We start from the raw sequence: 16,272 nt of genomic DNA, 5'->3' as shown, positions 1-16,272 counted from the left end.
AGGCGTCTTGGTGGCTGGCAATTCTGTTCGGATCAAGGACGTTCAGGGCAGATTTCTTTCGCGCGGACACGTTCACGCGGCGTCATTTCCATAACGAGGACATCAAAAAGAGGGGACATGAAAATGGGAAATCTTAACAAGCACATCCTTCAGTCCGGGGTCTCCCGGCGCAGCATCCTGCAAGGTGCGGCAGCGATCGGCGGAGCGGCTGTTGCCGGTCAGTTCGCGATCGGTCCGGCAGCCGCGCAACCCAAGAAGGGCGGCACGTTCAGGGTTGGCATCGCCGCAGGCAACACCAGTGAAAACTATGACCCCGGCACCTGGGACAATGTCTTCGTGCAGGTGTTCGCCACATCCCGTCATGGCTACCTCATCGAGATCACCGCAGATGGTACCCTGGTGGGCGAAGTGGCGGAAAGCTGGGAGCCGTCTCCCGATGCCACGGTCTGGACCTTCAAGATCCGCCCGGGGATCGAGTATCACAGCGGCGGCACGGTCAAGCCGGAAGACGTGGTGGCCTCGATCAACTATCACCGCGGCGAAAACAGCACCTCGGCGGCGAAGCCTTTCGTTGATCCCATCAAGGATATCAGCGTCGACGGCGACAGCGTCGTGTTCACGCTGGAAGCGGGCAATGCAGACTTCCCGTTCGTGGTCAGCGACTATCACTTGCCGATCATGAAATCCTCCGACGGCAAGATCGATCCGACCAGCAGCGACGGTTGCGGTCCCTACAAGGTGACCAACTACCAGCCGGGTGTCATTGCCGAGCTGACCAGGAACGAGAACTACTGGAAGACCGACCGGGCGCATTTCGACGATGTCAAGCTGCTGACCATCGTTGACCCGGCAGCGCGTCAGTCAGCACTCCTGACCGGCAATGTCGATGTCATCGATCAGGTGGACCTGAAGACCGTCGGTCTGTTCAAGCGTTCGCCGAACGTCACGATCCTGTCGACCACGGGCACGCAGCACTACACGTTTGCGATGGACACGCGCACGGCGCCCTTTAGCGACAACAATGTACGTATGGCGCTGAAATATGCTGTCGATCGCCAGGAACTGGTCGACAAGATCCTGTTCGGCTACGGGGCGGTTGGGAACGATCATCCGATCAGCCCGTCAAACCGCTTCTTCGCGGACGACCTGGAACAGACCACCTACGATCCCGACAAGTCGAAATACTACCTGAAGCAGGCCGGTCTCGATTCCCTTGACGTCAGCCTTTCAGCGGCTGATGCGGCCTTCGGTGGTGCCGTCGATGCGGCCGTGCTTTATTCAAACAGCGCGAGCAAGGCCGGAATCAACATCAAGCCGACGCGCGAGCCGAATGACGGTTACTGGTCCGATGTGTGGATGAAAAAGCCGTTCTGCGCGGTCTACTGGGGCGGACGTCCGACGGAAGACTGGATGTTCTCCGTGGCCTATGCGTCAGGCGCTCCCTGGAACGATACCTACTGGGAGAACGAGCGTTTCAACCAGTTGCTGAAGACGGCACGTTCCGAGCTTGATGAAACCAAGCGCGCCGATATGTACCGCGAAATGCAGAACCTGGTGCGCACCGACGGTGGTGTGATTATTCCGATGTTCGCCAGCTATGTCATGGCGCACAACGAAAAGGTCCAGCATCCGGAAAAGGTTGCCGCCAACTGGACCCTGGACGGTTTCCGCGCCGTCGAACGCTGGTGGTTCGCTTAACAGAACCAAGACGGCACTTGCTGCCGTTAAGGCGAAGGCGGTGGAAACCGCCTCGCCGGATCGACCTTCAAAGCGCTCCTGTTTGGGGCCTTTCCAACGGCCGGCCGGGCAAGTCCCGCCGGCCGCTTTTTTTCAATTGGACTTTTCCGAAATCAATTGTTGGCGAAAGGCCTCGACGTTGACGATCAGGCCTGGCAGCAACCATTGAAACAGCCGCACCACATCGCCAACCGGCTGCGCGTTGGTGTCCTGGGCAATCGCCGCTTGCAGGATTTCCGGTGTCAGTCCGCCAGGGTTGGGCAACGTCCGGGCAAGGTTGACCGCACAGTCGTGAACGCGTTCGCAGGCCTTGTCATAGTCGGTGGTTTCGATCTGAGGACGCAGTGCATTCCACGCGAGGCGAAAGTAGCTTGGCCAGCGGGCAAGGGCACGATAATCGGTGTTCACGAACGGCAGGCCGAGCGTGCGCATGATGTCGTCGTAGACATCTCGCGTCTGGCTGTCGACGTGGTGCATTTCCATGAGCACCGGTGCCCCCAGTCGCCGCGGCCCGTGTTCGCTGTCGTAGGGTGAAATGGTGCTGTTTTCACCAAGGTCATGGTTCTCGATCAGAAGCCGGGCAGCTGTCGCGATCAGGAGATAGGGCATGTTGCCGTGGGAGAAGACCTCGATCTCGTCTCTTATCCGCTCGAGTTCCTGATCCGCATACCCGCGTTTGCGCGAATCCCTTGTAATTTCCGGAACCGAAAAGGCGGCAACTTCCTGCTCTGCACATGATCTCAGCTCCGCGCAGGCTGCAACGAATTCCCTGCTTCCGGCAAGGTCTCGCAGTCCACCCCACAAGGCGGCGTAGAAGTTCGGATATTGTGCAAAGGCCATCGTCACTACGCCCATCCATGGCACTTGCAGCACGGCCTTGGTGTCTTCGTAGACAGCGCGCAGCGCTTCGTCGGCACGGATCTCCGGAACCGTGGTCACCTGTGGCAAGGGGGAGGGCTTGCGGCGTTGTAGGGTCTTGCTAGCCTGTTCGGCAACCATCGCCGCCAGTGCCTGAAGTCCCGTTTCATAAATGCCGGCAACCACGGAACGTGCCTCCTCTTCTGAAGCGCCTTCAGCATCGAACCTTCCCGACCATTCCACCTCGCAGCCGTTGCCGGTCGCAAGGATCCGGAAAGTCGAAGTGTAGTCGCGCACGGGAAGGGGGCCAGAGAGGATGCGGTAGCTGTAGGTTCCGGGAACCGTTCCGTCGTCGGTCCGAGCTTCCTGGAGTATCGCGCCGTCCGGCAGCGTCAGGTGGCGCACTGTGCCGGAAGGTGTTTCGCTCGTCTTGCAGTCCGCAACGGCCGGATGCCATGCACCGATCTGGTCAAAACCACCTGCAAGCTGTCGCACGAGGTCAGGATGGACCGGCAGGGCTTTTTTTCGGTGAACGTCGATCATCGTCTTCCTCCCGTTCAAGTTTGGGCAATCGTGAAGTGGCGGCTGTTCATTGGTCGGGTTTGGTCGCGTCATCGGGCTGACGCGACCGGGCCGTTTGTTCAGGCGCCCATCTGCTGTGCGTCGTATTGGGTAACCTGCGGGAAATCATGCTCCGGATCCGCCACGTGCCGCACATACTGGATCAGGGTGTAGACCCCGATGATCCCGATGGTTTCCAGAAGGGCCTTGTCGGAAAAACCGGCCTGCCGGACAGCATGAAGCGTCGGGGCGGTCACCTGACCGCGGTTGCGGACGACTTCATTTGCGTAGTCGAGCAGGGCCTGCGTCCGCGCATCCTCCGCGCGGCCTTCCATTGCGGCCAGCATCTCGGTTTCGCTGCCGCCCTGCATCTGGCCCACTTTCATGTGAACGTTGACACAATAATCGCAGCGATTGAGTGCGGAAACGAGCATGGCTACCTGTTCGACCTCCTTGCCCGTCAGTTCTATGCCGTCGTTGACGCCGGCATTGAGCGCAAGGAAGCCCTTCAGCACATTGGGGGCATTGCCCGTGACCTTGAAGAGGTTGATGACGCCGCCGAATTGCCGCTTGGCCTCATCAAACGCCTCCTTCGTGGCTCCTGTTGCCTGGCTGGGTTCGATTTGAAGCATGTTTGGCATTTGTCGTTTCCTTTTGTGTGTCAACTGACCGACCAGTCAAGTAGTGTTTAAACGTGCTCGGACGTCCGGTGTTTGCCGCAACTGGCGGCGGTTAGGGTTTAAGGCTGTTCAGATGAGAGAGGGCGCCGGGGGCAAGAAGGGTGATGTGCGATGGGTCGTTCTGCGCCTTGGCCAGCAGAAGCCCACCCTGAATGAGGCCGATGACGACATCTGCTCCCTTGTCGCAATCGATCCTGGCGAGTGAACCGGCCTCGATGACCTGGTGCAGGATATCGCGCACGGGGGCTTTCCACGTCGTCAGTGCATGTTTGATGGCCTCGCTTACAGGGGTATCGACGGCCCCGAGTTCAAGGCTCATGTTTCCGACAAGGCATCCTTGTGCAAAGCCGTATCGGGCTTTCCAGTCCCGGTTTGCCCGAGCGGGAACGTCGAAGAGCTGGCGGAGCTTGTCTTCCGGTGCTGCGTCACTGTCGGCAATGTCGCGGAAAGCTTGTCCGAAAGACGTGGCATATCGCTCGATCGCTGCAGCCAGAAGATCCGACTTCGAAGGGAAGTAATGGTACAACGTTCCCTTGTTCACCCCGGCGCTCTTGCAGAGTTCCGTGGTGCCAACGGCACCGAAGTTGCGTCCCAGAAAGAGCTCGGTGGCCGTGTCGATGAGAATGTCGCGTGTCGTGGTCATGTGGAATTGATATTTCCAACTGACCGATCAGTCAATTGATTGACGCTCACCCCAAGTTCACGACGTCGCGAGGTGGGTCTTGCCGTCTTCAGGTCTGGATGCCTCGAAAACGGCCGAACCGGAACGAGATTGACCCCTGTCAGCAATGCAGCTCCGTGTCGCCAGATTTGATTTAGTTGAAAAAGACGCTTGACCTGGAGTGCACTCCAACCGGTACCTGAGAGAAATCGTTCCGTTCGGAGACTGACATGCGGATTGGCGACCTAGCCGAAAAATCGGGACTTTCGACCGACACCCTGCGCTACTACGAAAAGATCGGCCTTCTGCCGCGTCCCTTGCGGGACGGTGGTGGGCGGCGGGTCTACGATGCAACGATCCTCAGGTGGATCGACTTCCTGGACCGGCTGAAATCGACTGGTATGGGCATCAAGGACCGGCTGCGTTACGCGGACCTTCGTACAAAGGGCGAAGCTTCGTTGACGGAGCGCCGGAAGCTGCTGGAAACGCACAGGGGAAAGGTTGTCGGCGATATTGCCCGGCTCACCGAGATGCTGGACGTCCTGGACGATAAGATTGATCGCTACAGAAGGATGGAAGCGGGTGAGACCGTTGATCCGGCCTTCGAAAGCTGCGCCCGGACCGAACACGGCGCGCCGCCAAGCAAGGAAGCTCCGAAACATGAGCACCGCCCTGGAGCGCGGCCGCGCGCTGACGCAGAAACTTAACCCCGACCTGGAAGCCATCCTCAGCGATCGTTACGACGATCTTCTGCCCGGATTTTCCGAAAGCCTGATCGAATGGGCTTACGGTCGGCACTATGCCCGGGAGGGCCTCGACCTGAAAACACGCCAGTTGTGCACCATCGCGGCCCTGACCGTGCTTGGCGGGCAGACGGCTCCGCAACTCAAAATCAACATTGAACACACGCTTGCCGCCGGTGCGGAGCGGAAGGAAGTCGTCGAGGCGATCTGGCAGATGGCCGTCTACGGCGGCCTGCCGGCAGCGATCAACGGCCTCAACGCGGCCCGGGAGGTATTTGAGGCACAGGATGCAGAGTGAGGGGATGTAGGCACACAGCGTTGCCGCCAAGATAAAGCTATCCGTGGTCATCCCGGATCTTCGCTTCGCTGCGTCCGGGATGACTAAAGACAGTTAGGTGTAAGGCGGCGATTGGATATCGGTGACGCCGGTATCCAATTTCTGCAGAACCCCCAACTCAGGCTGCGGCGACATCCTGCAGGAACCGGTCGATGCGTGTGGTGACTTCGGCAAGTTGCCGGGTGGCTGCACCGGTGATTTCTTCCACTTCACGGGCCGACAGACTGGTTTCGCTGGAGCCTCGGGAGAGATCGCCGATATTTTCCGATACGCTTGCGGTCTGGCCTGCGGCCTGGGAGACACCGGTGGAGATTTCCGCGGTGGCCCCGGCCTGCTGTTCGACGGAGCTTGCCATGGCGGCTGCGGTCTCGTTGACGGACTCCATCATTTCCATGATCGCGCTGATCGCGTCGACGGCGCCGTTGGTGGCCTGCTGGATTTCGGACACCTGGCTGGAAATTTCCTCTGTTGCCTTGGCCGTCTGACCGGCCAGTGACTTGACTTCCGAGGCAACCACGGCAAACCCCCGCCCGGCTTCGCCGGCGCGTGCGGCTTCGATAGTCGCATTGAGCGCGAGCAAGTTGGTCTGCTCGGCAATTTCCTGGATGAGCTGGACAACGGCACCAATGCGTTCGGCAGCCGCCGACAGGCCCTTGATCTGGTCGTTGGAAGTGCGGGTGGCCCCTGCAACTTCCTCAACGCGCACGAGGGTGTCGTTGACCTGCCGACCGACCTCCTGAACAGAGGCGCTGAGTTCCTCCGTGGCGGCGGCGATGGTCTGGACGTTCTGGCTGGCCTGGCTGGAGGCGGTGCTGACGTCTTCGGACTTGCCCGTCGTCGTGCGGGCAATCTCGGAAAGCTGCTCGGCCGTATTGTCGAGCTGATGCATGTTGCCGGTCACCGTGGCGAGTGCCTGCTCGATATCCTGACGGAACGAGGCGACAAGCGCATCGACGGTGGCCTGGCGCTGGCGGACACCTTCCTGACTTGCAAGGGTTTCTTCTTCCAGCCGCATCCGTTCGATTTCCCGGTCACGGAAGGTTGCGACGGCCTGAGCCATGTGACCGATTTCATCCTTGCGGTTTGCAGCCGGAAGATCGAGAGCCGTATCGCCGTCCCTCAGTTTGAGCATCGCGCCGGTCAGGCCCCGGATCGGGCGGATGATGGCAGTGGAGAGCAACACGACGAAAGCGATGCCCAGAAGCAGTGCCAGGGCAAGCGTAATGGTGATCTGCGTTTGAGCACCGACGGCGCTTGCCAGTGCGGTTGCACCGGAATTGGCGCTGATGATTTCTGCCTGTTCCGTCAGGGAGGAGGCGGCGGCGGCAAAGGATTGTTCGCTTGCGCGCAGCGCTGCTGTCGAGGTGACGACTTCGGCAAAGGTGGCTTCAAGTTTTGGCAAGGCATCGCCACCGGCGGTTACAAGCGCCTTGAGTGGACCATTGAGAAGATCATTCAGAGCCTTGTCAGACGTGTTCTTGCCGGCTGAGGTTCGCACCGTTTCCAGATTGCCCAGTTCCGTGCGGGCATCGCCCAGATAGAGCTGGAATGTATCGGCGGCGTTTTGCGAGGATGTGTTCAGATAGTCTGAATAGGCGCTGCGGATGCCGAGCACGCTACGCGCCACACTCTGGGTGTAGTTCGACAGAAGCGCGATATCGGCGCTCGCCTTGTCGAAGTCCCGCAGTTCCTTCGTCAGGTCGTCAATCGGTGCTTCGGCGGCCTTGATGATCGTGTCGGCAAGGGTGATCAGTTCAAGGATGGCCGGTTCCAGTTTGTTTTTCCAGGCGCCCTCTTCCGGGGACTTCAGGTGCGCTTTCAGAAGCTTCTCAAAGGACTTGGAGCTTTTGGTGAGGTCCTTGACGCTGTCCTTGATCGTGTCTGTCTTCACCGTGCGGCGAACCGCCTTCGCGTCCTTGTCGAGGGCATCCACCCGGTCCGCCAGTTTCTTTGCCAGGGTCTTGTCTGGTGTTGCCGCAAAGGTTTCGGCTTCCTGCGCCAGCACCACAGTGGTGATGCGCATGTTGCTGAGCCGGGGGCTGACGTTGGACAGGTTGGTCATCTTGCCTTCGTTGGTGATGGCAAGGGCGGATCTGTAAGCGGCAAGGGCCTTGTATTCCTCGAAGGCCTTATTGGTGGTTGCAACCAGTTCGGAGGTGAGGGTGTCGAGGTTCGCAGCCGCTGTGTCACGGCTTTGCCGTGTGTCGCGCAGCGTCGCAAAGCCGGTCTCCAGGTCGCCGACGATGCTCGCGAACTGCGTTGCCGCCTGGGGTTGGCTTTCAGACAGGGCGAGACTTTCCTGCGAAATCAAACCAATGTCTGCGGCAACCGCTTCCGCCGTCTGGCTGCTGCCATCGCGACTGAATGTCTGGGCGTGGGACAGCAACCGGGGGACGCTCCCCAGAAGTTCGTTGGCGGTCTTCGCCACCGTTACCGAGTTCTTGACCTCAGAGCTTGCGAACAAGCCCCCCGCACCGACCCCGATGGCGCACAATAGCATGGCGCCGAAGCCGATCTGCAGCTGGGTCTTGATCGGCCAGTCGAAAAAGGGGCGCTGCCGTGCCGGTTGTCCGGCCCGCTCATGCCTTGTTGCTGAGGGCTCGGTTGCAGTCTTCCTGAAAGGAAGGTTCACGAACTTCATTCTTGAGCTCCGGACGTTGTCTTGCCGAAAGCATTTTGAATTGAAAGTTTTAAGAAGACCCAAAAGAGACTTGCATTAATTATGGGCGGTCTTTTGTGTGCTTGTTGTGCAGGTAAGACTTTGGAAAGTAGTTTTCTGAAGTTTTGCAACTTTTCGAGGTGGTTGCTCTGCAGCAGAGATAAATTGTCTATTGCGTCAATCGCTTGGGATTGTTTTGTGGCGTTTTCTGAAGACGTGCGTTCAAAGCTGACTGCAGGCGATCGGTAACGGACTGGTCGATATGTGAGTTGCAGGCCAAAGCAAGTTCGACGGTCTGCAGGGTCAGCAGTTTCTCGATCTCCACCCCTTCCTGTTCCGCAACATAGGGAGCCGAAATCAGGCCACCCAGCCAGAGCTTGGTGTGACCTGACCGCAGCATGTTCGCATTGAGCCCATCTTCGTCCACCAGCACAAGATGGGGATGGCCGGCGTCCTGAAGTTCATTGGTGCTGGTCCAGCCACCGACGGCTCCTGTCGAATAGCCGAAACTGTCTTCGACTGTCGAAAGTTCTATGGAACTGCCCTTCAAGGCAAAAAGGCCGTATCCGTCGATTTCCAAAGGTCCGACCCAGGTGAAATTCGGTTCGCGTTCCTGAGTGCGCCACAGGGCCATGAAACAATGGTTGGCGTTGCTCTCCACCGCATTCAGCCCGCGTTTGAACGGCCGCATGTGCATTTCGACCGTTATGCCGGCGTCATCGGCGAGATCTAGTACAAGTTGGGTGACAGTTCCCGAGATTTTCCCGTCTTCACCAGGGAAATAGAGCGGTTTGTAGTCCTCGGTATAGATGACGATTTCAGGTTCGCTGGTTTCCACTGCAGAACTGGTGCTTGCTCCGGCAAGCGATAGTAGTGTCATAAATAACAGTGATAACCTGATGTGCATGAAGACTCCGGTTCATGCGTCCTGTCTCGAATTTGCTTGCCGAAAGCTGCGCTTCGGATGCCACAGTATACATATTCGCGACTTCAAGAAGTCAATTCACTTGAGTGCGTCCGGCCTAGTCTTTCCTGTCCTGGCGGTCGCTGTGGCCGAGGTCCTTCTCCGGCCAAAGCAGGTTACGAAGCCGCTGTTTCAGTACCTTGGCCTCCGGAAAGCCACCATCTGTCTTGCGGTCCCAGACAAGTTGACCGTCGCAGACGATTGTGAAAATGCCTCCGGTGCCCGGAACAAGGGTGACAGCACCGGCTTCTTCCGAGAAGGTGGACAGGATTTCCTGCGCCATCCATGCGGAGCGCAACAGCCAATTGCATTGGCGGCAGTAGGTGATGATGATATGGGGCGATGGGACGTTCGTCATGGCGTCCGGCCAGCTCCTCTGTTTCGCTCGATTGTTCCTGCTTGTGCCACAGCTTTCCTCTGACGCGCCAGACACCATTTTGCCGGACATCCTGGAGGCCTTTGAACGGCATCAGGACCTGCATCGTGTTTGTGGCGCTCCCCTGGCAGCCCGGCCCCAGCCTGGGCTGACAAACCGTGTGTTCAGGCTGGAGGCTGAGAAGGGCACGTTCTTCCTGCGGCTTCCCCGTCTGGAAGCGGCGGGCAACATCGACAGGAAGGCAGAGGCAAGAAACCTGATGCTCGCCGCTGCGACTGGAATTGCCGTGCCACCGGTATTTTGTGATGCGGAGGCCGGCATTCTGGTGACCCGCGCCGTCGAGGTCACCGGCAGCCCTGCCGATCTTTCGGAGCAGCCGTCGTACAGCCTGGCCCGTGCACTCGGCGAGGCATTGGGGCAATTGCATGGGTCCGGTGTGACCTTCGAAGGGCTGCTCGATCCGGACAGCGTGCTTCAGGCGCAATGGCAAGGTCTTCAGGACGCAGTTCGGTGCCGGGAGGAAATGACCGGGTTGGAAATAGTGTTGCAGCCGATCGGTGCCGGCACCGCTGGTGGTGCGGGCCCGGTGCTTGTTCCGAGCCATGGCGATCCATCCCCCGGCAACTGCCTCATGTCATGCGACCAGCTCTGGCTGATTGACTGGGAATTCTCAGGCATGTCGGAACCCGCCTGGGATCTTGCCTACTCCGTTCTGGAGCACGAAATGAGTGCGGAAGAGGAACAGGTTTTCCTGCAAGCCTATGCAGCAACAGGCGCTGCGGTGCCCGAGGCCGATCGTCTTGGTTTCATGAAAGCCAAATGCGACGCCGTGTCGGCCCTCTGGGCGCTGGAGCAGCTGGCGGCGGGGCGAGACGAGGACGTGTTTCTTCCCTTTGCACGGCAGCGGCGGGGCCGGGCGCTCCGGCAACTGGCTCGTCTTTCCTGAGCGCCCGGAAACAGCACCGAAGGCTTGAAAACCGGGATCAGTTGAGCGGATCCGGCCACTTTGGATCAGCCAGGCACTGACTGTATCTGTTCGACATCCGGTTGCGCAGAGACTGGTTTTCGGGCTCGGCCAGAAGCTGGTCCCAGATGCCGTCCGATTTCAGATATTCAAGCGTACAGCCGCAAGCGGCTTCGCAGATTTCTGTTGTGGCGGTCGTACCCTGGCAGGAAACCGTGCAATTGCGCACGAAGGCATTGGCGGAGCGGTCCATCTCCGGGCCGATCTGCGTTGCCGTCCACACAAGGCCGAACAGCAAGGGCTGATGCAGCAGATAGACTGGCAGGGAATGGCGGCCGAAGAACCGCGTCAGCCGGCCGGGACGGTTGGCGAATGTCAACCTGGACAGCGTCTGCCACAGATTAATCTTTCGGAAAATCTTCGAGATGGCGACGCCCGCCAACGTCACTCCGGCCCAGGGCGCCAGCGGCACATAATCCACACTGGCAAAATCCGGTGTGCCGAGCCCTGTCCACAGCCAGAGCTGGCCGTCGAGGGCGGATGAAGCTGCCCAGAAGGGCAAAGTGAAGACGAACGCCGCAGCAAGCCCGGCAAAGACGAACGGAAGGCGCGTGAAGGGAAGGGCGATCACGCTGGACAAGGCAATGGAATGGAGAATGCCGAAGCGAACAAAGGTATCGCCGAAAGTGAAATAGGTGACCAGCGACACGGCGGCAGCGGCTGCGACGATCACGGCAAAGCGCCGCCAGAAGGCATGCCAACGGATGCCCAGGTGGTGGGCGAAATCCAGACTGACGCCGGCCAGAAGCAGGAAGCTGCCGGCGATCGAGGCGGCGAACATGCGCCAACCTGTGCCCTGGGCAACGGGCCAGTCGACATAGGCAAACCAGGAAAGGTCCCAGGAGAAATGGTAGATCGCCATGGCGACAACAGCGAGGCCGCGGGCAAGATCAAGCACGGCCAGACGCGTTGAACGCATTAAGGAACTCTCTGAACGATGACCGGTACCGGTTTCGAGCGGTAGTGCCGGTATGGATTAGCTGCTGAACGCCACGACCAGTGTCGTGATCAGGGCCGACGCAGCGAGCATTGCGCCGACATATGGCCATGGAGACGGACGATGGACGGTAAACACGTCTTGGTTCGCCGGGTCTTGCAGCATGCCCTCAACTCCCTTGTCCCACCACGAAGTGGGGCAAGAGTGGGCCAAATGTCCGGCAGCGAAAAGATAGTAAATCAATTGCTAACCGGTTTTCCCAAGGAAAACGACCTGATGTGGAAGACCCGGCAAAAATGACCTAGCCGCCTTGACCCGCCGAACGTCTTGAAGCCCGGGCGAAAACAGCGCTGTATCGGCCGTCAGAGGTCAAGCGCGTCGAGGCCGGCTTCCAGGTGGTCGGCCAGGAGCGGCATGCCGAGGAGATAGGTTGCTGTCGAACCGGCGGCGCGATCGCGTGCCTCGTCGACCGCTTGCTGGAAGTCCTCAGCCTCGAAGTCACCGCGGCCGATCCAGGAGATAGCCACCAGTTCGGCAGCTTCATCCACGTTGAGATCCTCGATCAGCTCCCGCAGTTCCTCGTCGGAGAGGTCGTCGTTTTCCTCCTCCGCAAGGCCATCGTGACCGTGACTTTGCTCCAGGGCATCGGCGTCGAATTCGACGTCGCCTTCATGGCCGTCCTCGAACGTATCCTGAAGAGACGATGCAACTGCCCGCGCCTTCTGAGCGAGCAGGCGGATCGTGTCTGCTGAAAGTGTGAGGTCGATGTCCATTGCTGCCTCCGACAAACCCTTCGTTTCTTTATCGATCCACTTTTCGCCGTTGGCAATGGTCATGATGTGAAATCCCTCACTGGCGCCGGTTGCATCGGCGTAATACTACCACTTGAGGGCAAATGCCCCGTAGCGGATTTTGTTCCACATGGCTTGCCGGACGTTTCCGAACGCACTCGCAAAGGCCTGGACTGCGGTTATCCCCGGTATTCAAGGTCGCGCCATGTGACTCTGGTTAATTTCCGATCGATGCCAGCCTTGAACCGCGTGCGGTCTTGCAGATGACATGTGATCTTGCTTTACTTGGCGAACGAACAAATTCCTGTCCTTGACCGTGATCAACAGCGGACGCAACCGGCGGACCACCTGAGGGCGGTGAGGCAGCAGGCACTTGCACATATGCACTGCGGGGCTGTCTTGGATGAAGGTTCAAAGAGAACCATCGTTGGGCAGGAAACGTTATCCGGGGGCGGACCGGGCACTGAGGCCCGGCACTCATGTGCCAAGCATGAGGCCGGGTCTCGGCTTTTGAAAGGTCGGGCTCCAGGCGCTGATCTTGACTTCCTGAAACAGACGGAGCCGCCGCGGCGGCTCGTTGTATGTCAAGCTGTCAGAACATGGCGCTTGCCGGTCGACCGGCGTTTGCCGGTGCCTGGCCGGTTGCTGAGTGCGCGACGGGCTCGGTCTTCGGGACACCGTTCGTGTTGGCCGGGTTTGCCATCGCCGCTGCTGCGACCAAAGCGGTTGCCAGCAGCATGCCCAGAAAGATTGCCTGCAACAGCGGCCGGGCTTCATGCAGGTCGCTTTTGGAGGGGACGGACTTTCTGGTTTTCTGGTTATCTACGCGTGCCATGGTGAAGATCAGTCAGGTTCGAGCGGTTGTACTTCGGTTTCTGTCAGTCTGCCTGCGCTTGAGCGCCGGTCAGGTCCTGAAACAGTCGGCGGGCCAACAGACGGGTTACGGCAACCATGGTCAGGAACGCGACCATCGGCAGCACCAGTGACGGCTCCAGTGCGGACATCAACATCAACAGGCCTGCTGCCACTATGAACAGCAAAACCGGTGGGAAGCTTACGTTCTGCGACTTGATGGTCGCCTGTACGGTCGTTGCGTGGGCCATTGGCTCCTCCATCCGCTGGGATGAGTTCAATCTCGTTTGAAATTGCGCCGGCACGCGGACGCGATTTAGACATGCGCCGTGTGTTTTCGTGACTATTTTGCGGCAAATTCGATCTATTTGCTGCCGCCTTGGCAAGGCGGCACAATAGGTAGTGTCCGTGCTCCGAATGGCGCTGCATTCAGGGGTGCGACGGTTCTGTTTTCCAATCCGGCAGTTTTGATGTGCGAAGGTGGAAAGGCTGTGGTTCCGGGGTCTGAAACCGGCCAATTAAGCTTTCGTAAAATTGACAATACAACTTCTCATAAAAACGTATTGCATTGTTTAATTACTGTAAAAACTGACATAACCCAGATATTTTACGATGCGATTTTAGTGTTTGTTTGCATTTCGGAAGCATGCTTGCTCGCCGGGACATCCGATACAAACAGACCAGGCATGGAATGACGATAAACGCTGCGCAGAGCGCCACGGTGGGCAAGCCGACAGACCCAGTAACGTCGACAGAACCATCGGTCCAGAAGGCCGGGGAGCCGCCGGCCTTGTCGCTGGCGGGTATCCAGTTTTTCATCGCCGATATCAGCAAGAAAACCATTCTCTGGCACGAGGTCGGTTCCCAGAGTTTCAATAGCGAAGTGCGGGATCTGCAGGAGGCGCCCTCCAACGAGGCGCTGCGCCACCTGTCGCCAGAGGATCGGAAGACCATTCTCCGCCTCGTCCAGGGTGCTATCCGGGAAGGCCAGGCCGGGCCGTTCGACGTCGGCGGCGGGCCGGACCACCGTATCCCGGGCATTCCGATCGTTGCCTATCGTTACGAGTTGCCGGACGGCAAGATCCTTGCGATCTGCTTCCCCTCCATCGGTGAGAATGACAATAATCCGGGCCGGGTCGTACTGGGACTGGCGCCGATCCTCCAGCATTTCGTCGCGTCCTCCACCCGTGTTGTGCTGCTGGTCGACAATTTCGGCTACGTGCGCTTTGCCAGCGACGGTTTTCTCAAGAGCTTCCAGATCGAGGATGCTCGCCTGATCCTGGGGCGCAACATTGCCCATATCCAGAACCGGGTCGGGCGAACGATCGTCTCCCTGACGCTTGCGGCATTGACGCGCCGGGCCAGTGCGACCGGGCGTGGCAAGTTCCTGCTGGCGTCCAACGACAGCGTCGAACTGAAATATGACGCCATGTATTTCCGTGTCGGCGGCACGGTGGGCGGGGTGCTGTTTTCGGCCGGCCATGCCGGCGGTGATGTCGACTTTGCCAGGGTCTTCGAAGCGTGCAGCGCGCCGATCCTGGTGGTCAACATCAAGTCAAAGATCATCATCGCGGCGAACAACGCAGCGATGAAGACCTACCATCTGACATCGGACGTCCTCGACAGCCGTCCGATCACCGAGATGCTGCTTCACCCGAGCAATTATGCGTCCCTGTTGACCTCTGCCAAAGACGCCTCGGAAGTTCCCCTGTCGGTGCCGGTGACGGTGCTCAATGGCCAGACCAAGAAAAAGCGCTTCAAGTGCACGATCATCGATGAGGACAAGGACGATCCGAAGCTGATCCTTGAAACGAGAAGCTAATCGCGCCCGCCACTGAGAGCGACTGAAACAGTACTTTACTTTTACGCCGCTGATGCCGCGTCACTGCCGTGGTGTTCCACGGCCCAAAGGTAGACCTGTCCAAGGATTTCGGTCAGGCTCCGGCCTTTCGGTGTGAGGGCATAGCGGACGCGGCGGTGGGCGTCGTCCAGTTCGGTACGAGCGACCAGTCCAATCTCTTCCAGATGGCGCAGTTCCTGGGTCAGCACCTTGCGGCTGATCGGTTTCAGTGTCCGCTGTAGTTCCAGAAAATGATGATCCTTAGCGGTCAGGCAATGCAGAACCCTTGGGGTGTGTTTGCCGCCAATGCTTTTCAGCGTGTCGGCAACAGGACAGTCCTGCGTGCCAGGCAGGCGCCAGAGGGATGCGATCGGTTCGCTCATGTCCGTCTCCACCGGTTCGCCGGGGGTATGGCCCGTCCGGGTTACCAAAAGGTGCCTAATTGAACGTATTTCCGCGTCCGCCTAGGTGAAGAGCCAACCTATCACCAGGAAGAGAACGGCGGCAAACATGTCCGAGATCCAGATCCACACTATCCCGATCCTGCCATTCGGCATGGTCAACGCATTTCTGCTGACCTTTGCCGGTGGTGCCGTGCTTGTGGATACCGGGCTGCCGGGCAGCGAGACCAAGATCGAGAAGGGGCTGGCGAAGGTCGAGCTTTGCCTTGCCGATCTGAAGCTGATCGTGGTGACCCACGGCCATATCGACCATGCGGGCAGCGCCAAGCGTCTTCAGAAACTGTCGGGCGCGCCAATCGTGCTGCATGAAGGTGATTTGCCCTATTGCCGGGGCCAGGCTCCCATCCTGAAGCCTTCGGGGTTCTTCGGTCGGCTGTTCAAGCTTTCAGGCGCGATCGAACGGCCGTTTGCGAAGGTGGAGCCGGACATTCTTCTGTCAGGGGACCAGACACTGGATCTGACAGCCTATGGCGTGCAAGGTGTCATCATGCCGACGCCAGGCCACACGCCCGGATCGCTGTCGGTACTGCTTGACGATGGTGCCGTCCTCGCGGGGGATCTGGCGGCGTCCGGCATTCTTCTGGGGGGAATCGTGCTGAAGGGTCGGCCCAAGCCGCCTCCCTTTGAAGAAGACCCGCTTCAGGTCGCCCGTTCGCTGAAATTTCTGCTGTCCAAGGGGGCAAAACGCTTCTATCTCGGCCATGGCGGACCGCTCGATGCCGGGGTGATTGAAAGATACGCCGGCAAACTGGCGCAAGCGGCCTGAAAACTCCCGTTCTTCTCCGGATTTG

At 59.2% G+C, this 16,272-nt stretch carries 17 protein-coding genes; 6 read left to right on the top strand and 11 right to left on the bottom strand.

All coding sequences use genetic code 11. The annotated features are described in order from the left end of the window. Nucleotides 1-123: 123 nt before the first annotated feature. Nucleotides 124-1,698: an ABC transporter substrate-binding protein gene (locus tag HCG46_RS04095; protein ID WP_035909848.1), complete on the top strand. Its 1,575-nt coding sequence runs from the start codon at nucleotides 124-126 to the stop codon at nucleotides 1,696-1,698. Between the two features lie 132 nt (nucleotides 1,699-1,830). On the opposite strand, the gene HCG46_RS04090 is transcribed toward HCG46_RS04095, so the two are convergent. The 3 genes from HCG46_RS04090 to HCG46_RS04080 all read right to left on the bottom strand — a co-directional run bounded on the left by HCG46_RS04090 (nucleotide 1,831) and on the right by HCG46_RS04080 (nucleotide 4,479). Next, nucleotides 1,831-3,138: an SRPBCC family protein gene (locus tag HCG46_RS04090; protein ID WP_168684762.1), complete on the bottom strand. Its 1,308-nt coding sequence runs from the start codon at nucleotides 3,136-3,138 to the stop codon at nucleotides 1,831-1,833. Between the two features lie 98 nt (nucleotides 3,139-3,236). After that, on the bottom strand, nucleotides 3,237-3,797 hold the full coding sequence (locus HCG46_RS04085) for a carboxymuconolactone decarboxylase family protein (protein ID WP_168684760.1): 561 nt from the start codon (nucleotides 3,795-3,797) through the stop codon (nucleotides 3,237-3,239). Nucleotides 3,798-3,888: 91 nt separating this feature from the next. After that, nucleotides 3,889-4,479: a TetR/AcrR family transcriptional regulator gene (locus HCG46_RS04080; RefSeq protein WP_168684758.1), complete on the bottom strand. Its 591-nt coding sequence runs from the start codon at nucleotides 4,477-4,479 to the stop codon at nucleotides 3,889-3,891. 248 nt (nucleotides 4,480-4,727) lie between these two features. On the opposite strand from HCG46_RS04080, the gene HCG46_RS04075 reads away from it, so the two are divergent. Both HCG46_RS04075 and HCG46_RS04070 read left to right on the top strand, forming a co-directional pair. Then, nucleotides 4,728-5,204 carry a MerR family transcriptional regulator gene (locus tag HCG46_RS04075; RefSeq protein ID WP_075284792.1) on the top strand — a complete coding sequence of 159 codons (477 nt, stop codon included), beginning with the start codon at nucleotides 4,728-4,730 and terminating at the stop codon, nucleotides 5,202-5,204. After that, the gene (locus HCG46_RS04070; RefSeq protein WP_022997985.1) at nucleotides 5,158-5,538 is read left to right on the top strand and encodes a carboxymuconolactone decarboxylase family protein; all 381 of its coding nucleotides are present in this window, start codon (nucleotides 5,158-5,160) and stop codon (nucleotides 5,536-5,538) included. The genes HCG46_RS04075 and HCG46_RS04070 overlap by 47 nt, the downstream gene beginning before the upstream one ends. A gap of 157 nt (nucleotides 5,539-5,695) precedes the next feature. Here HCG46_RS04070 and HCG46_RS04065 read toward each other — a convergent pair whose 3' ends face one another. From HCG46_RS04065 to HCG46_RS04055, 3 genes are all read right to left on the bottom strand, one after another. Beyond that, nucleotides 5,696-8,218, bottom strand: a complete 2,523-nt coding sequence (locus tag HCG46_RS04065; RefSeq protein ID WP_168684755.1) for a HAMP domain-containing methyl-accepting chemotaxis protein — start codon at nucleotides 8,216-8,218, stop codon at nucleotides 5,696-5,698. Nucleotides 8,219-8,405: 187 nt separating this feature from the next. After that, complete coding sequence (locus HCG46_RS04060; protein ID WP_168684753.1) at nucleotides 8,406-9,116, bottom strand: transporter substrate-binding domain-containing protein; 711 nt, start codon at nucleotides 9,114-9,116, stop codon at nucleotides 8,406-8,408. A 142-nt stretch (nucleotides 9,117-9,258) separates the two neighbouring features. Continuing rightward, on the bottom strand, nucleotides 9,259-9,558 hold the full coding sequence (locus tag HCG46_RS04055) for a SelT/SelW/SelH family protein (protein WP_168684751.1): 300 nt from the start codon (nucleotides 9,556-9,558) through the stop codon (nucleotides 9,259-9,261). On the opposite strand from HCG46_RS04055, the gene HCG46_RS04050 reads away from it, so the two are divergent. Next, a complete protein-coding gene (locus tag HCG46_RS04050; RefSeq protein ID WP_168684749.1) occupies nucleotides 9,557-10,522 on the top strand; it encodes a choline/ethanolamine kinase family protein in 966 nt (321 codons plus the stop codon). The two genes, HCG46_RS04055 and HCG46_RS04050, sit on opposite strands and share 2 nt — an antisense overlap. Before the next feature lie 37 nt (nucleotides 10,523-10,559). On the opposite strand, the gene HCG46_RS04045 is transcribed toward HCG46_RS04050, so the two are convergent. The 4 genes from HCG46_RS04045 to HCG46_RS04030 form a co-directional block, all read right to left on the bottom strand. Beyond that, nucleotides 10,560-11,519 (bottom strand): heparan-alpha-glucosaminide N-acetyltransferase, encoded by a 960-nt coding sequence (locus HCG46_RS04045; RefSeq protein ID WP_168684747.1) that lies wholly within the window; start codon nucleotides 11,517-11,519, stop codon nucleotides 10,560-10,562. 380 nt (nucleotides 11,520-11,899) lie between these two features. Further along, complete coding sequence (locus HCG46_RS04040) at nucleotides 11,900-12,373, bottom strand: DUF3775 domain-containing protein (RefSeq protein WP_205838361.1); 474 nt, start codon at nucleotides 12,371-12,373, stop codon at nucleotides 11,900-11,902. A gap of 547 nt (nucleotides 12,374-12,920) precedes the next feature. Further along, nucleotides 12,921-13,163: a hypothetical protein gene (locus HCG46_RS04035; protein ID WP_022997977.1), complete on the bottom strand. Its 243-nt coding sequence runs from the start codon at nucleotides 13,161-13,163 to the stop codon at nucleotides 12,921-12,923. Between the two features lie 43 nt (nucleotides 13,164-13,206). Further along, nucleotides 13,207-13,431 carry a hypothetical protein gene (locus HCG46_RS04030; RefSeq protein WP_145903519.1) on the bottom strand — a complete coding sequence of 75 codons (225 nt, stop codon included), beginning with the start codon at nucleotides 13,429-13,431 and terminating at the stop codon, nucleotides 13,207-13,209. Between the two features lie 440 nt (nucleotides 13,432-13,871). Here HCG46_RS04030 and HCG46_RS04025 point away from each other — a divergent pair, with 440 nt between their 5' ends. After that, on the top strand, nucleotides 13,872-15,002 hold the full coding sequence (locus HCG46_RS04025) for a hypothetical protein (RefSeq protein ID WP_208993780.1): 1,131 nt from the start codon (nucleotides 13,872-13,874) through the stop codon (nucleotides 15,000-15,002). A gap of 41 nt (nucleotides 15,003-15,043) precedes the next feature. On the opposite strand, the gene HCG46_RS04020 is transcribed toward HCG46_RS04025, so the two are convergent. Beyond that, the gene (locus tag HCG46_RS04020; RefSeq protein ID WP_075283724.1) at nucleotides 15,044-15,403 is read right to left on the bottom strand and encodes a helix-turn-helix domain-containing protein; all 360 of its coding nucleotides are present in this window, start codon (nucleotides 15,401-15,403) and stop codon (nucleotides 15,044-15,046) included. A 127-nt stretch (nucleotides 15,404-15,530) separates the two neighbouring features. Between HCG46_RS04020 and HCG46_RS04015 the strand changes: the two genes are divergently transcribed. Continuing rightward, nucleotides 15,531-16,247 (top strand): MBL fold metallo-hydrolase, encoded by a 717-nt coding sequence (locus HCG46_RS04015; protein WP_168684746.1) that lies wholly within the window; start codon nucleotides 15,531-15,533, stop codon nucleotides 16,245-16,247. Nucleotides 16,248-16,272: the final 25 nt, after the last annotated feature.

This window comes from Labrenzia sp. PO1 (genome assembly GCF_012273635.1).
Taxonomy (GTDB): Bacteria; Pseudomonadota; Alphaproteobacteria; order Rhizobiales; family Stappiaceae; genus Roseibium; species Roseibium algicola.
This window is presented reverse-complemented; position numbering and strand designations above follow the sequence as displayed.

Excerpts from the sequence above, each read along its gene's own strand:
- HCG46_RS04095 (WP_035909848.1), top strand. The coding sequence starts at position 124 with ATGGGAAATCTTAACAAGCACATCCTTCAGTCCGGGGTCTCCCGGCGC.
- HCG46_RS04090 (WP_168684762.1), bottom strand. The coding sequence starts at position 3,138 with ATGATCGACGTTCACCGAAAAAAAGCCCTGCCGGTCCATCCTGACCTC.
- HCG46_RS04085 (WP_168684760.1), bottom strand. The coding sequence starts at position 3,797 with ATGCCAAACATGCTTCAAATCGAACCCAGCCAGGCAACAGGAGCCACG.
- HCG46_RS04080 (WP_168684758.1), bottom strand. The coding sequence starts at position 4,479 with ATGACCACGACACGCGACATTCTCATCGACACGGCCACCGAGCTCTTT.
- HCG46_RS04075 (WP_075284792.1), top strand. The coding sequence starts at position 4,728 with ATGCGGATTGGCGACCTAGCCGAAAAATCGGGACTTTCGACCGACACC.
- HCG46_RS04070 (WP_022997985.1), top strand. The coding sequence starts at position 5,158 with ATGAGCACCGCCCTGGAGCGCGGCCGCGCGCTGACGCAGAAACTTAAC.
- HCG46_RS04065 (WP_168684755.1), bottom strand. The coding sequence starts at position 8,218 with ATGAAGTTCGTGAACCTTCCTTTCAGGAAGACTGCAACCGAGCCCTCA.
- HCG46_RS04060 (WP_168684753.1), bottom strand. The coding sequence starts at position 9,116 with ATGACACTACTATCGCTTGCCGGAGCAAGCACCAGTTCTGCAGTGGAA.
- HCG46_RS04050 (WP_168684749.1), top strand. The coding sequence starts at position 9,557 with ATGGCGTCCGGCCAGCTCCTCTGTTTCGCTCGATTGTTCCTGCTTGTG.
- HCG46_RS04055 (WP_168684751.1), bottom strand. The coding sequence starts at position 9,558 with ATGACGAACGTCCCATCGCCCCATATCATCATCACCTACTGCCGCCAA.
- HCG46_RS04045 (WP_168684747.1), bottom strand. The coding sequence starts at position 11,519 with ATGCGTTCAACGCGTCTGGCCGTGCTTGATCTTGCCCGCGGCCTCGCT.
- HCG46_RS04040 (WP_205838361.1), bottom strand. The coding sequence starts at position 12,373 with ATGACCATTGCCAACGGCGAAAAGTGGATCGATAAAGAAACGAAGGGT.
- HCG46_RS04035 (WP_022997977.1), bottom strand. The coding sequence starts at position 13,163 with ATGGCACGCGTAGATAACCAGAAAACCAGAAAGTCCGTCCCCTCCAAA.
- HCG46_RS04030 (WP_145903519.1), bottom strand. The coding sequence starts at position 13,431 with ATGGCCCACGCAACGACCGTACAGGCGACCATCAAGTCGCAGAACGTA.
- HCG46_RS04025 (WP_208993780.1), top strand. The coding sequence starts at position 13,872 with ATGACGATAAACGCTGCGCAGAGCGCCACGGTGGGCAAGCCGACAGAC.
- HCG46_RS04020 (WP_075283724.1), bottom strand. The coding sequence starts at position 15,403 with ATGAGCGAACCGATCGCATCCCTCTGGCGCCTGCCTGGCACGCAGGAC.
- HCG46_RS04015 (WP_168684746.1), top strand. The coding sequence starts at position 15,531 with ATGTCCGAGATCCAGATCCACACTATCCCGATCCTGCCATTCGGCATG.